Origin of the sequence: Lysobacter sp. H23M47, assembly GCF_015209765.1 — a bacterium.
GTDB lineage: Bacteria > Pseudomonadota > Gammaproteobacteria > Xanthomonadales > Xanthomonadaceae > Novilysobacter > Novilysobacter avium.
Genome location: NZ_CP063658.1, coordinates 926,851 through 940,223, shown reverse-complemented (window position 1 = coordinate 940,223; position 13,373 = coordinate 926,851). Strand labels below are relative to the sequence as shown.

Annotated in this window: 14 protein-coding genes and 1 pseudogene; 12 read left to right on the top strand and 3 right to left on the bottom strand. The window is 64.4% G+C overall.

Annotation, left to right across the window (positions count from 1 at the left end; genetic code table 11):
* Positions 1–6: 6 nt before the first annotated feature.
* From hprK to ptsP, 5 genes are all read left to right on the top strand, one after another.
* The gene (gene hprK, locus INQ43_RS04235) at positions 7–963 is read left to right on the top strand and encodes an HPr(Ser) kinase/phosphatase (RefSeq protein ID WP_194035738.1); all 957 of its coding nucleotides are present in this window, start codon (positions 7–9) and stop codon (positions 961–963) included.
* 88 nt (positions 964–1,051) lie between these two features.
* The gene (gene rapZ, locus INQ43_RS04230) at positions 1,052–1,894 is read left to right on the top strand and encodes an RNase adapter RapZ (RefSeq protein ID WP_248285396.1); all 843 of its coding nucleotides are present in this window, start codon (positions 1,052–1,054) and stop codon (positions 1,892–1,894) included.
* Between the two features lie 69 nt (positions 1,895–1,963).
* Entirely contained in the window at positions 1,964–2,356 is a 393-nt protein-coding gene (locus INQ43_RS04225) for a PTS fructose IIA subunit family protein (RefSeq protein WP_194035239.1), read from the top strand.
* 51 nt (positions 2,357–2,407) lie between these two features.
* Positions 2,408–2,677, top strand: coding sequence for an HPr family phosphocarrier protein (locus INQ43_RS04220; RefSeq protein WP_194035238.1), 270 nt, complete (start codon positions 2,408–2,410; stop codon positions 2,675–2,677).
* Between the two features lie 6 nt (positions 2,678–2,683).
* Positions 2,684–4,405 (top strand): phosphoenolpyruvate--protein phosphotransferase, encoded by a 1,722-nt coding sequence (ptsP, locus tag INQ43_RS04215; protein ID WP_194037203.1) that lies wholly within the window; start codon positions 2,684–2,686, stop codon positions 4,403–4,405.
* 50 nt (positions 4,406–4,455) lie between these two features.
* On the opposite strand, the gene INQ43_RS04210 is transcribed toward ptsP, so the two are convergent.
* Entirely contained in the window at positions 4,456–4,863 is a 408-nt protein-coding gene (locus INQ43_RS04210; protein ID WP_194037202.1) for a hypothetical protein, read from the bottom strand.
* A gap of 145 nt (positions 4,864–5,008) precedes the next feature.
* Between INQ43_RS04210 and mgtE the strand changes: the two genes are divergently transcribed.
* The 4 genes from mgtE (at position 5,009) to INQ43_RS04190 (ending at position 8,933) form a co-directional block, all read left to right on the top strand.
* Positions 5,009–6,370, top strand: coding sequence for a magnesium transporter (mgtE, locus tag INQ43_RS04205; protein ID WP_194037201.1), 1,362 nt, complete (start codon positions 5,009–5,011; stop codon positions 6,368–6,370).
* 61 nt (positions 6,371–6,431) lie between these two features.
* Complete coding sequence (locus INQ43_RS04200) at positions 6,432–7,496, top strand: DUF2254 domain-containing protein (RefSeq protein WP_194037200.1); 1,065 nt, start codon at positions 6,432–6,434, stop codon at positions 7,494–7,496.
* 51 nt (positions 7,497–7,547) lie between these two features.
* A protein-coding gene (locus INQ43_RS04195) for an IS3 family transposase (protein WP_194036671.1) occupies positions 7,548–8,662 on the top strand; the annotation gives its coding sequence in 2 pieces (ribosomal slippage) (positions 7,548–7,800 and positions 7,800–8,662; 1,116 coding nt in all).
* Positions 8,646–8,933, top strand: a complete 288-nt coding sequence (locus INQ43_RS04190) for a hypothetical protein (protein ID WP_194037199.1) — start codon at positions 8,646–8,648, stop codon at positions 8,931–8,933. Before INQ43_RS04195 ends, INQ43_RS04190 begins: the two co-directional genes overlap by 17 nt.
* A 6-nt stretch (positions 8,934–8,939) precedes the next feature.
* On the opposite strand, the gene INQ43_RS04185 is transcribed toward INQ43_RS04190, so the two are convergent.
* Complete coding sequence (locus tag INQ43_RS04185; RefSeq protein WP_194037198.1) at positions 8,940–9,536, bottom strand: hypothetical protein; 597 nt, start codon at positions 9,534–9,536, stop codon at positions 8,940–8,942.
* A gap of 87 nt (positions 9,537–9,623) precedes the next feature.
* A complete protein-coding gene (locus INQ43_RS04180) occupies positions 9,624–10,040 on the bottom strand; it encodes a VOC family protein (protein WP_194037197.1) in 417 nt (138 codons plus the stop codon).
* Positions 10,041–10,156: 116 nt separating this feature from the next.
* Here INQ43_RS04180 and INQ43_RS04175 point away from each other — a divergent pair, with 116 nt between their 5' ends.
* The 3 genes and pseudogenes from INQ43_RS04175 (at position 10,157) to INQ43_RS04165 (ending at position 13,185) form a co-directional block, all read left to right on the top strand.
* Positions 10,157–10,537, top strand: coding sequence for a nucleotide pyrophosphohydrolase (locus tag INQ43_RS04175; RefSeq protein WP_194035231.1), 381 nt, complete (start codon positions 10,157–10,159; stop codon positions 10,535–10,537).
* A 146-nt stretch (positions 10,538–10,683) separates the two neighbouring features.
* Positions 10,684–12,413, top strand: a pseudogene (locus tag INQ43_RS12990) (DUF2075 domain-containing protein).
* A gap of 298 nt (positions 12,414–12,711) precedes the next feature.
* The gene (locus INQ43_RS04165) at positions 12,712–13,185 is read left to right on the top strand and encodes a hypothetical protein (protein ID WP_194037196.1); all 474 of its coding nucleotides are present in this window, start codon (positions 12,712–12,714) and stop codon (positions 13,183–13,185) included.
* Positions 13,186–13,373: the final 188 nt, after the last annotated feature.

Here is a 13,373-nt window from a genome sequence, read left to right as displayed (position 1 = left end):
ATGCCGATGTCCAGTGCCCGCATCAGCGCCGAGGATCTGTTTGAACGGCAGCGCGAACGGCTTCAATTGCGCTGGTACGCCGGCCAGGCCGGGCGGGGACGCGTGCTCGAGGCGGTCGATACCCTGGACCGGCGCCCCTCGCTGGCCGGTTACCTCAACGCCATCTATCCCAACAAGGTGCAGATCCTGGGCGCCGAGGAACTGGCCTGGCTGGACTCGCTGGACTCACGCCACCGCTGGGAGACCATCGAGAGGATCATCCAGTTCCGTCCGCTGGCGATGGTCATCAGCAAGGCGCAGGACTGCCCGGCCGACCTGCTGGAGGCGGCCGAGGAATCGATGACGCCGTTGTGGGGATCTCCGCTGCGCGGCCATGAGCTGCTCAACCACCTGCAGTACCAACTGGCGCGCACGCTCGCGCCGCGGGTCACCCTGCATGGCGTGTTCATGGAGATCTATTCGATCGGTGTGCTGATCACGGGGGATTCGGGTGTTGGTAAAAGCGAACTCGCGCTGGAGCTGATCACCCGCGGCCACCGGCTGGTTGCGGACGATGCGCCCGAGTTCACCCAGATCGCGCCTGATGTGCTGGACGGGACCTGTCCGGAGCTGCTGCAGGACCTGCTGGAGGTGCGCGGCCTGGGCGTGTTGAACATCCGCCAGATGTTCGGCGACACCGCGGTCAAGAGCAACAAGTACCTGCGCCTGATCACCCACCTGACCCAGCCCGGCGACGTCCCCGCCGACTCCGGCGGCCTTGAACGATTGATCGGTGACAATTCGGCGCGCCGCGTGCTCGATCTCGACGTGCCGATGACGACCCTGCCGGTCATGCCCGGGCGCAACCTGGCCGTCCTCGCCGAAGCGGCGGCCCGCCTGCACAGCCTGCGCATGAAAGGCATGGACCCCGCCGCGGCGTTCATCGCCCGCCACAGCAACTTCCTGGAACGCGGTACCCCCTGAGCCCATGGACAAGACGGAAAACGACCTCCCCACGCCCCCCACCGATGAGAAACCGCTCGCTGAAGCGGCGCTGGTGATCGTCAGTGGCATGTCCGGCTCGGGCAAATCCGTAGCCCTGAAGACTTTCGAGGATCTGGGCTACTACTGCGTCGACAACCTCCCGGCCGAGCTGCTGCCGGCATTTGTCCGCGCCGCCACCGCCAACCTGGCCGAAACGGAGACCGCAAAACTGGCCGTCGGCATCGACGTACGCACCAGTCACCGCGACCTGGCCAGCATCCCGGGATGGCTCGCCGAGCTGGGCAAGCTGGGCATGGACCCGCGGGTGATTTTCCTGGAGACCCGTGACGACATCCTGATCAAGCGCTACGCCGACACCCGCCGCCGCCACCCGCTCAGCCACCTGGGCCTGGCGCTGGCGGATGCGATCGCGCTGGAGCGCCAGGTGCTGCGTCCGCTGCGCCAGCTGGCCGATTCCCAGCTGGATACCAGCGATCTCAACGTCCACCAGATGCGGCGGCACATCATCACCCGCTTCGCGCTGGGTGACACCAGCACTGTCTCGCTGCTGTTCGAGTCCTTCGCCTACCGCCACGGCGTGCCGGCGGATGCCGACTTCGTGTTCGATGCGCGCTGCCTGCCCAATCCGCATTGGGATCCCGGCCTGCGACCGCTGTCGGGAAGGGATGCTCCGGTGGCGGAGTTCTTTGCCAACCAGCCGCTGGTGAACGAGTTCGCCGACCAGGTCGGCGCACTGCTGGAAACCTGGCTGCCGCGCCTGCACACCGACACCAGCCGCAGCTACATCACCGTCGCCTTTGGTTGCACCGGCGGCCGCCACCGCTCGGTGTATCTGGCCGAGCGCATGGCCCGTGCCGCGCGCGAGCAGGGCTGGGACGAAGTCGCCGTGCACCACCGCGAACTGGACTAGAGCGCCGCGCCGCTACATTGCAACGACGCCGGCTACCGGCAGCGCACCGCCGTCTGTTAACTTTGTCGCATGTCTGTCGGTATTCTCCTGCTCACCCACGAAGGTATCGGCAGCACCATTCTTGCGGTCGCGTCGGGCCTGCTCAATCCACTCCCGTTGCGGGTGGAAGCGCTGGAGGTCGGCTTCGACAGTGACCCCGATGCGATGTTGCCAAAGGCCAGTGCGGCGATGCGCCGCGTGGACGATGGTGATGGCGTATTGGTGCTGACCGATATGTACGGTGCGACGCCGAGCAACCTGGCGGCTGCGCTGGCGCACCTGGGCACGCGGGTCCACCGCGTCTCCGGGCTCAGCCTGCCGATGCTGCTGCGCGTGTTGAACTACGCCGAGCTGGGGCTGGATGAACTGCCAGCGGTCGCCGCCGCTGGCGCGCGCAACGGCGTGCGTCAGGACGACTGGTGACCAGCGCCACCCGCAGCGGCTCCTCTTGATGACGGTTTCCGGAACACTGCCATGATCGAACGCGATTTGACCGTCTCCAACCGCCTGGGCCTGCATGCGCGCGCGACCGCCAAGCTGGTCCAGCTGCTGTCGGGCTACCAGTCCAATGCCACCCTGATCGCCAAGGGCCGCGAGGTGAATGCGAAGAGCATCATGGGCGTCATGCTGCTGGCCGCCGGCCAGGGCACCCAGGTGCGCCTGCGGGTGGAAGGCGAGGACGAATCCAATGTCGCCGACGCGGTGGCCGCGCTGTTCGACCGCCGCTTCGACGAGGACCAGTAAGCCGGCATGCGGCAGGAACTGTCCGGACTGGCAGCATCGCGGGGCAGCGCCCTTGGACGTGCCCGCGTGCGCCTGCCACACGTGGTCGATGTGGTCGCCGAGTACATCGACCCGGCGGATGTGGATGCGGAGCTGGCGCGCCTGCACGACGCCATCGACCGGGTCCGCACCGAGATGCACGCCATGCGCGACCGCCTCCAGGGCGCACTGGCGCATGAGGTCGGCGAGTTCCTCGACCTGCATGCGCTGCTTCTGGACGACCCGGAGTTGCTGCACGGCCTGGACGAGCTGATCCGCACCGACCACAGCAGCGCCGACTACGCCCTGCGCCAGCAACGAGACCGTATCGCGGCCGTGTTCGCGCGGATGGACGACGACTACTTCCGCAGCCGCATGGATGACATCGACCAGGTCATCGCGCGCGTACACGCGAGCCTGCATCGCCGCCTGAACGACACCGCCGGGGTCGCCGGGGAAATCCTGGTGACCGACAACGTCGCCCCGGCCGAGCTGGCCCAGCTGCAGCAGCAGGGGGTGGTCGCCATCGTGACGTCCTCCGGCAGCGCGCTCTCGCACAGTGCGATCCTTGCCCGCAGCCTGCACCTGCCGATGGTGGTGGGCGTGCCGGGGCTGTTGCAGCGGGTCAACGACGGCGATGCGCTGATCGTGGACGGCAGCGCCGGCACCGTGGTGATCGAACCGCGCGCCCCGGACCTGCGCAACCACCGGGCCCAACTGCGCGCGCAATCACGCGACCAGCGCGCGCTCAACCGCCTGCGCAGCGAGCCCAACCGCAGCCGCGACGATGTCAGCATCGAGGTGCACGCCAACGCCGAATCGCGCGAGGACGTCGCCGAGGCCCACGCCCTGGGCGCAACCGGGATCGGCCTGTACCGCACAGAGTTCCTCTTTCTGCGCAGCAACGACCTGCCCGACGAACAGGAGCAGTTCCACGCCTACCGGGATGTCGTGCTGGGCATGAGCGGTCGCCCGGTCACGATCCGCACCCTGGACCTGGGCGCGGACAAGGCCGACCGCACCGGCCTGGCGCTGCGCGATGAGCCCAACCCGACGATGGGCGTGCGCGGCATCCGCCTCTCGCTGGCCCGCACCGGGCTGCTGGAGACGCAACTGCGCGCCATCCTGCGCGCCTCCGGTTACGGACCGGTACGCATCCTGCTGCCGATGGTGACCATGCGCGAAGAAGTGCGCACGGTGCGCGCGGAGCTGGACCGCATCGCCGCCGAGCTGCGCGGCGAGGGCCACGAGATCGCCCCGCGTGTGGCCCTGGGCACGATGATCGAGGTGCCCGCCGCGGCGATCGCCCTGTCGGGCTTCATCAGCGACATCGATTTCGTCGCGATCGGCACCAACGACCTGATCCAGTACCTGCTCGCCGCCGACCGCAACAACGACGCACTCGGCGAGCTGCATACCCTGCTCCACCCCGCCGTCCTGCGGGTGATGCGCGACGTGTTGCTGTTGGCAAAAAAGCACGCGATCCCGGCGTCGGTGTGCGGCGAGATCGCCGGCGATGCGCGTTTCAGTCCGCTGTTGCTGGCGCTGGGGCTCGAGCAGTTCAGCGTGCACCCCAGCAGCCTGCTGGAAGTGCGCCGCACGATCCGCTCCTGCGATGTGCACGCGCTGCGTGCCCGCGCACCGGCCCTGATGCGGGCACGCGACCGCGCCCAGATCGAGCACTGGATGGAGCGCCAGCTCGCCAGCTAGGCCGGGGCTGGCGCGGGTCAGGCGCGCGTCAGTCCGTGGTTCGGCGAGGGTCAGTCGCCGACAGTCTCCATGGCCGGCGCGGTGCAGTTGCCCGGCCCGGCCTTCAGTGCCGCCAACACCATCTTCGAATCGCGGTCGACCATCACGAACAGCGTGCCGTCGCGAACCCAGTCCCCGGTCTCTTCGCTGCCGATGGAATCGTTGCTGCGCGCGAAAATCCCCGCGCGGTCGTCGCCCACCTGCACCTCGATCTTGGACGACATCGACGGCGGAACCTCCCAACTGACCTTGGCCCGGTACGCGCCGTCGGCCGTGCACCCGGTGCCCACCTGGTTGACGGTGAACTCCACGCCCGGCTCGAAAAACGGCAGCTGCTCGGGCGTGGCTGGCGCGCTGCACGCGGCCAGACCAACAACCAGTGCCAGGGATGTCGCAACGAAGATGGAGCGTGGGGTCATGGTGGATGTCCGGTGGTGAAAGCGGCATACCAATACCATGAAGCACCCGCGGCTGTGCAGCGCCGGCCGCAGCGCGGATAATCGGGCACGACCCAGAACACTGATCGCATCCACCTCGGATGCGGCTTCCGCACAAGGAGCACGCATGGCCGAGACCGTCCGCCTGGACAAGACGTCGCACCAGTTGCGCCTGCTGGCGGACGCGCTCGACAGCGGCCGACTGGGCCCGATCCGGCGCCTGGTCAACACCCTGTCGCCGGCGGAAATCGGCAACCTGCTCGAGTCGCTCCCTTTGGACGAGCGCGTCGTGGTCTGGGGCCTGGTCGATCCCGAAGATGACGGTGAGGTACTGCTGCACGTCGGTGACGAGGTCCGCGAAAGCCTGCTGGCGGACATGGACGCGGATGAAATCGTCGCCGCGGTCGAAGACCTGGACATCGACGACCTGGCCGATCTGGTCGGTGATCTGCCGGCCACGGTGCTGGATGAAGTCCTCAAGTCGATGGACCGCGAGCACCGCGAGCGGCTGGAGCAGGCACTCTCCTACCCCGAAGGCACCGCCGGGCGACTGATGAACCCCGACGTGGTCACCGTGCGAGCCGACGCCACCGTGGACGTGGTGCTGCGCTTCCTGCGCCTGCGCGGTGAGCTGCCCGAACACACCGACTACCTGTACGTCGTCAGCCGGCGCCACCAGTACCGCGGCCGCCTCGGACTGGCGACCCTGCTGACGCACGACCCTTCAACGCCCATCAACCGGCTGCTGGATTCGGAACAGCCGGCGTTCGACGTGGAGGACTCCAGCGACGAGGTCGCGCGCCAGTTCTCCGACCACGACTGGCTCAGCGCGCCGGTGGTCGACAACAACCACACCCTGCTGGGACGGATCACGATCGACGACGTGGTCGACATCATCCGCGACCGCGCCGAACACCAGGCGCTCAGCGCCGCCGGCCTGGCCGAGGACGAGGACATGTTCAGCCCGGCGCGGCGCGCGTTCCGCCGCCGGTTGGTGTGGCTGGGGGTCAACCTGTGCACCGCGTTCCTGGCCGCCGGTGTCATCGGCCAGTTCGAGGGCTCCATCGACAAGATCGTGGCGCTGGCGATCCTGATGCCGATCGTCGCGGGCATGGGAGGCAATGCCGGCACCCAGGTACTCGCGCTGATGATCCGGGCGCTGGCGCTGGACCAGATCGGCTCGTCCAACATCGGCGCACTGCTGCGCAAGGAGCTGCGCGTGGCGCTGATCAACGGCGTCTGCCTGGGCATTGGCCTGGGCCTGATCGTGCTGCTGTGGTTTCACGACCCGCTGCTGTCGGCGGTGATCGGTACCGCGCTGACCATCAACCTGCTCACCGCCGCCGCCGGCGGCGTGATGGTACCGGTGACACTCAAGCGCATGGGCTTTGACCCCGCCCTGGCCGGTGGCGTCGTGCTGACCACCATCACCGACGTAATGGGTTTCCTGAGCTTCCTGGGCCTGGCCACGCTGGTGTTGCTGCGTTGAGGACGGACAGCGCGGACGCCGCTGCTAAGCTGCCTTCGAATTCCGGTGGGAGCTGTTGACCATGTTTTCGCGCCTGCAGTGGCTCGTCCTCCAGCTCTCCCGCCAAATGTGGCTGCGGGCCACGGCGTTCTCCCTGCTGGGGGTCGTAACCGCGCTGGCGGCGATCGTGCTCAAGCGTTTCATCCCGCCGGAGGTGACAACCCAGATCGGCGCGACCGCCGTCGGCAGCCTGCTCAACATCATCGCCAGCAGCATGCTGGCGGTGACGATTTTCTCATTGAGCACGATGGTCGCGGCGTTCGCGTCCTCGACCAACAACGTCACCCCACGCGCCACGCGGTTGCTGAGCGCGGATGCAACGGCGCAGAACGCGCTGGCGACCTTCGTGGGCTCGTTCCTTTTCAGCGTGGTCGGCATCATTGGGCTGCACACCGGCCTGTACGGCGACAGCGGACGGGTGATCCTGTACGCGGTGACCCTCGGCGTGCTGGTGATCATCGTGATCACCCTGCTGCGCTGGATCGACTACGTGCTCGAGCTTGGCCGGGTGGGCCCCACCAGCGAGCGGGTGGAAAAGGAAGCCACCAAGTCCATACGTGCCCGCTACAAGCTGCCCTACCTGGGCGGCGCGCCGCTCCACGAGCACAGCGATGCAACCGACAAGCCGGGAATGCCGCTGACCGCGCGCAAGATCGGCTACGTCCAGTACATCGACATGGGCGCCCTGCAGGAACTGGCCGAAGAATCGGACCTGCACGTGGTGGTCCACCTGCTGCCCGGTGAACTCGCCGGACCGGGCAGGCCCGTCGCATCGGTCACCGGCACCCACGATGAAGAGACAATGCGCAAGCTGGCCAGGGCGTTCAACATCTCCTCGGAGCGATCTTTCGACCAGGATCCGCGGCTGGGGCTGTGCGTCATGGCGGAAATCGCCTCGCGCGCGCTGTCCGCCGCCGTCAATGACCCCGGCACCGCCATCGAGATCCTCAGCCGCGGCGCGCGCGTCCTCGCCCAATGGTCCTCGCCGTACTCCGACGAACTGGACGAGGACGAAGAAGTCCGGTTTCCCCGCATCCGCGTGCCGGGAGTGAAGCTGGACGAACTCGTAAGCTTCCCCATTCAGTAGACAACCCATAAGTAGAGCTTTCTGGCATCTTCCCCTCAGCCAGGAGGTTCCATGAAGAAGTCCCGTTTCACCGAGTCCCAGATCGTCTCGATCCTCAAGCAGGCCGATGCCGGCTTGCCCGTCAAGGACATCTGCCGGCAGGCCGGCATCAGCACGCCGACGTACTACAACTGGAAGTCGAAGTACGGCGGCCTTGAGGCGTCGGAGCTGCGGCGGGTAAAGGATCTGGAGGCCGAGAACAGCAGGCTCAAACGCATGTATGCGGAGCTGGCGCTGGACAACGCGGCGATGAAGGATCTGATTGCAAAAAAACTGTAGGGCCGGAGCAGAAGCGCGAGGCGGTGCGGTACCTGGTCGAGGTGCACGCGCGGCCACTGCGCCGGTCCTGTGCATGCGTGGGCCTGTCGCGTGCGGCTTGGTACCGCCCGCCGCTGGACTGGACGGTGCGCGATGCCGAAGTGATCGCCGCGCTGGCGGAACTGGTCGAGGAGCGCCCGGCCCGCGGTTTCTGGAAGTGCCGCAAGCTGCTGCACCGTCGCCGGCCGGAGTGGAACCACAAGCGAATCTATCGGGTGTACAAGGCCATGAAACTCAACCTGCGACGGCCCGTGAAGCGCCGCCTGCCCAAACGCCAGCGGGTGCCGCTGTACGTGCCACGGCTGCCAGATATGGTCTGGTCGGCGGACTTCATGTCTGACGCACTGGCGTGCGGTCGGCGATTCCGCACCTTCAACGTGGTCGACGATTTCAACCGCGAGGCGCTGCACATTGAAGTCGACACATCGATCAACTCCGCCCGCCTGGTGCGCATCTTCGAGCAGCTCAAGCGCGACCACGGCCTGCCGCAGGTGCTGCGCACCGACAACGGCCCCGAGTTCCTGGGCGAGACGTTCATCCAGTGGGCAAAGGCCAACGGCATGGCCATCCGGTATATCCAGCCCGGCAAGCCCAACCAGAATGCCTACATCGAACGCTTCAACCGGACCCTCCGCGAAGAGGTTCTGGACCAGCACCTCTTCGCCCGCCTCGACGATGTTCGCGAGGCGGCGTACTGGTGGATGCTCGAGTACAACGAAGAACGCCCCCACGATTCCCTCGGCGATTTGACGCCGGCGGAGTACCGCCAACGCCAAGCTGGAAACTCTACTTTTGAAGTGTCTACTTGACGGGGAAGCTTACGAACTGTTCGATGACTTCTTCGTGGCCATCGCCCGCGACGGCGCCGCCACCGTGGAGGTGGCGATCCAGTTGCAGAAGGTGCTGCACATGCTGGCCACGGTGGACCAGCCGCGCTACCGGCAAGCGGCGTTGCAACAGTCACGCAGCGCCCTGGCGCGCTGCGAAAACGCGCTCAGCCTGCCTGACGACATCCAGCGCGTGCGCGCCGCCGCCGCGCGGGTTGCGCAGGCGGCGGGCGGCGTGTCGGCGATCAGCTGAGCGGCATCAATTCTCGACGTCGAACTTGCCGTCCACGTCGTAGATCTCTTGCGTGTGGTCGATGTTGAGCCGCTGCAACTTCCCGCTGAAGTGTCCCGCAGCGCGTTTCCCATCCTCGAAGGTCTCCATCACGATGCGCATCGGCTGCTTCTCGCCGTTGGAGGAGAACGCCATCGACGGACCCTGCTGGCGCTCGGTGCCGGCATCGGTATCAAAGTTGAAGGTGGCCTCCGTCACGCCGCTGGCCTCGGTGGACTCGCCCACGCCTGCCGGCTGCGTGCCGAGGATCGCCCCGGTCAACACGTGCTTGCCATCCGTCGAGCGCAGCCGCTCGTTGGGGGACACGGTGAGGCTGAACATGCTGTCGGACAGATAGGTGCGCAGCTCCCGGCTATCGGCGGGGACCTCGAACGTCGCCGGTTCGGCAAACGCCGGTCCACTGATGGTGAAGCTGAGCCCGTCCGCCGACTTGGCCGCCGCCGGTGCGCGGTCGCTCGCGCTCCCCTCGGCAGATGGTGCACCGGGCTCCGCGCAGGCAGACAACAGCCCGAAGCAGAGCAAGATCCCCAACTTCCCCAGGACATTCTTCATCGATCCGTGCATTGCGGCTCTCCGTGTGTGGTTCCGGTCGTCGCGATCGACGCCGCTGCTGACTTGCAGTGCCCGCAGCATAGCCGCAGGCGGTCGGCATTACCCCGCCGGAGGCCCCTTGAGCTCGACCCGATTGCCTTCCGGATCAAACAGGTACTGGGACGGCCCCTGCCCCAACGCGCCGTAGCGCGACCCGAACTCGCCCACCTCGACGCCATGCGCGCGCAGATGCGCCTCGATGGCGGCGCGGTCAAACGGCAGCACCTGCACGCACAGGTGGTCCATGTTGTGGCCCTCCGCGCCCGGTGCCGCACCGCCCTGGCGACCCAGCTCACCGGCGACATCGACCAGGTCGATCAGCGAGTCCCCGGCCCGTAACTGCACCAGGCCGATCTCGTGCTGCCGCCGCTCGATCGTGCAGCCGAGCACGTCGCAATAGAACGCCTGCATCGCGGCGATGTTGCGTACGCGCAGGACCACGTGGTCGAGGCGCTGGAGGGTGAAGGGGATGGGCATGAGCCGCGCCGATGAGGTTAGAGAGGGAGCCTAGCGCACCACATGCACTGAGCGGCTAATAGCCCAACGCCCTTGTAGGGATGGGGTTAGCATTGGGATTAGCCGAGGAACCCTATATGACCCAGGACATCGAAACGCTGAGGAACGCCCTGCGCGAATTCGCAGAAGCGCGCGATTGGAAGCAATTTCACTCCCCCAAGAATCTCGCAATGGCGTTGTCCGTCGAAGCTGCCGAACTGCTGGAGCATTTCCAATGGCTCACCGACGAACAGAGTCGATCTTTATCCAGCAAAAAGCACGAACAAGTAAGCGACGAGATAGCCGACGTTTTTATCTACGTTTTACAGTTGGCGGACAAGTTAAGTGTTGATCCGGTCGCGGCTGCTTGGCGCAAGATGAAAAAAAACGGAGAGAAATACCCAGTAGATCTAGCGAAAGGGCAAAGTACAAAGTACACCGATCTACCTTCGCCGCGGCCAGGAGATCGGAAGCCTTGATCATCTACCAAGGTACCAAAACACGCTTCCTGCACGACACGGACAACAGGGACATCGAGGATGTGGTGTCCAGTGCGTATCTGGCCGCTACCGGAAAATATGTTCCCCACGCTGAGATTCGATCCTGGCGCGAATCTCTGGGACAGATGGCAAAGGTGCTTCGCGACAAGGACATGCCCGATGATATGGGTGTCGGTATCGAATACGGGATTCCGCAAACATCCAAGAGGATAGATTTTATTCTCTCTGGCCGCGGCTCGGACAACCGACCACGCCTGATTGTAGTGGAACTAAAGCAGTGGTCCTCGTCTAAACTCACTGACAAGGACGGCATAATTATAGCCCACAGGGGAGGCGCGCATGAGCGCGAAGGAGCTCATCCCTGCTACCAAGCCTGGTCTTACGCGGCGCTACTCGAAGGGTTTAACGAGGCGGTATACGATGGTGACGTCACACTCAAACCTTGCGCATATCTTCACAACTACAATGACGATGGAATAATAAGCAACCAACACTACGCAGCATACATTGAAAAAGCACCGCTGTTCTTACGCGGAGATGACGAACGCGAGCGCCTTAGGGACTTCATAAAAAGCCAAGTGAAACACGGGGACAAGGCAGAGCTACTCTACAAAATAGAAAACGGTCGTATCCGCCCATCGAAAATGCTTTCCGACAGCTTGGCCAAAATGCTCAAGGGCAACCGAGAGTTCGTTTTGATAGATGAGCAGAAGGTGGTTTACGAAACGGCACTCGTTCTGGCCCGGGCTGCACGCGTTGACAAAAAGCTGGTCGCTATCATCAAAGGGGGACCGGGCACCGGGAAGTCTGTCGTCGCGATCAACTTGATTGTGGCATTAACCCAGCTTGGGCTTCTTACTAAGTATGTGTCCAAAAACCCTGCCCCTCGAAGCGTGTACAAGCAGCGACTCACGGGGAGCTTCACCCAGGTAGAGATATCCAGCCTTTTCAGCGGCTCAGGCGCGTTTACCACAACCGAGCCAAATATATTTGACGCCCTGATCGTAGACGAGGCCCATCGACTTAACAAACATTCCGGACTCTACGGGAATCTTGGTGAGAACCAAATAAAGGAGATAATCAATAGCGCCAAGTGCACCATCCTGTTCGTTGATGACGACCAGATCGTAACAATCAACGACATCGGACACTCGAGCGAACTGGAGCGATGGGCGATCGAGCTAGGAGCACAGGTCACGCACCTTGAGCTTGCTTCACAATTTAGGTGCAATGGGTCGGATGGCTATCTCGCTTGGCTTGATAACTTGCTAGGCATCCGCGAGACAGCCAACGAGGACTTCGATCCCGACGCGTTTGACTTCCGTGTGATCGACTCACCAACCGAACTCCACAGGCAAATATCGAAGAAGAACCAAGCTAACAACAAGTCACGCGTGGTAGCTGGCTATTGCTGGGACTGGCCGAGCAAAAAATCCCCGACGCCTTTGACATTGTGATTCCTGAGCACTCCTATGAAAAGCAATGGAATTTGAATAAAGATGGAAGCCTGTGGCTGATTGCGGCGAACTCAATTAACGAAGTTGGCTGCATACACACTTGTCAAGGATTAGAACTCGACTACGTGGGCGTTATTGTTGGCCCCGACCTACTCGCTCGGGGCGGCACCTTGGTAACCGCGCCCGAAAATAGATCTAGTCGAGACCGTTCGATACGCGGCTACAAAAAGCAAATGAAGGTCGACCCGGCCGCAACCCGCGAGCGGGTCGATCGCATAATTCGAAATACGTATCGGACCCTTATGACGCGTGGAATGAAGGGTTGTTACGTCTACTGTGTCGACCCGGAGATGCAGGCGTTTTTGAAAGATCGAACTGGCAGCGCTTTGGCCAGGTAAAGCGCGTGCGCGTAAGGGCGCTCAACGGTTGCTTAGCTCGCCCTGCATTTTTCCAGGCTCACCTTCATGTGTACTGACCCGCCACAGTGTTGTAGTCCTACATTTACTTGCGGCACCTGCTTAGCTTCTCATCCACCTAGGTCGGTCCGCATCCGCCACACTTCCCACACCCCAGCCGCCGGCCTCGCCGGCACGCACGACTCACGCCACAGGGAATGCGGCGGGGCGGTGTTGGTGGGCTTGCAGGCGCGCATGGCGTGCCGGCCCCGGCGCCTCACTGGAATGCAAAGGAGTTGCAATGAGCCAGAACCTGATCAACCTCACCCTGTCCGACGCCCAGCTGGATGCCGTGGACCAGGCCTTGACCGAGCTTGAGACGCAGTTGGTCGCGCTGGTGGCGATGAACGCCGCCCAGCGCCGCAAGCTGGCGCGCATGGGCGACAAGTCCGAGACGTTCTGCCGGCAGACCTTGAACGTGCTCAGCCAGAACCCGCAGGTGGTGCCGCCAAGCCTGAAGCTGGCCGAGGCGCTGGAAGACCTGGCCGCGCTGGACCGGCTGCGTCCGCGGATGCAGCGCTTGCAGCGCCTGGCCGAGCGCGGTGCCGACAGCGAGACGGCGCTGGGCAGCGACATCATGCGGTGTGCGCTGGACGGTTACGCGCTGCTGAAGGTGGCTGGCCGCAATCAGGGGCTGGAAGGGCTGCGCAAGGAGCTGGGCGCGCGCTTCGCCAAAACCAGCCGCTCGACAGAGGAAAAGCCTGAGATGGCGTAAGGCCGCGATGTGTGAAAAGGCCGCCTTCGGGCGGCCTTTTTTGTTCGCCGGAAAAAGTGGTGCCGATGCCGAAAATTTCGCCATCGTTGGCACTTCCGATGGCGCACGCGCCGTGTGGAGCGGCAGTCGAGGACGGAACCGGGGCAGCGACGCCGCTTTTTGCGGCACCGTTGCCCCCTGGGGCGGCG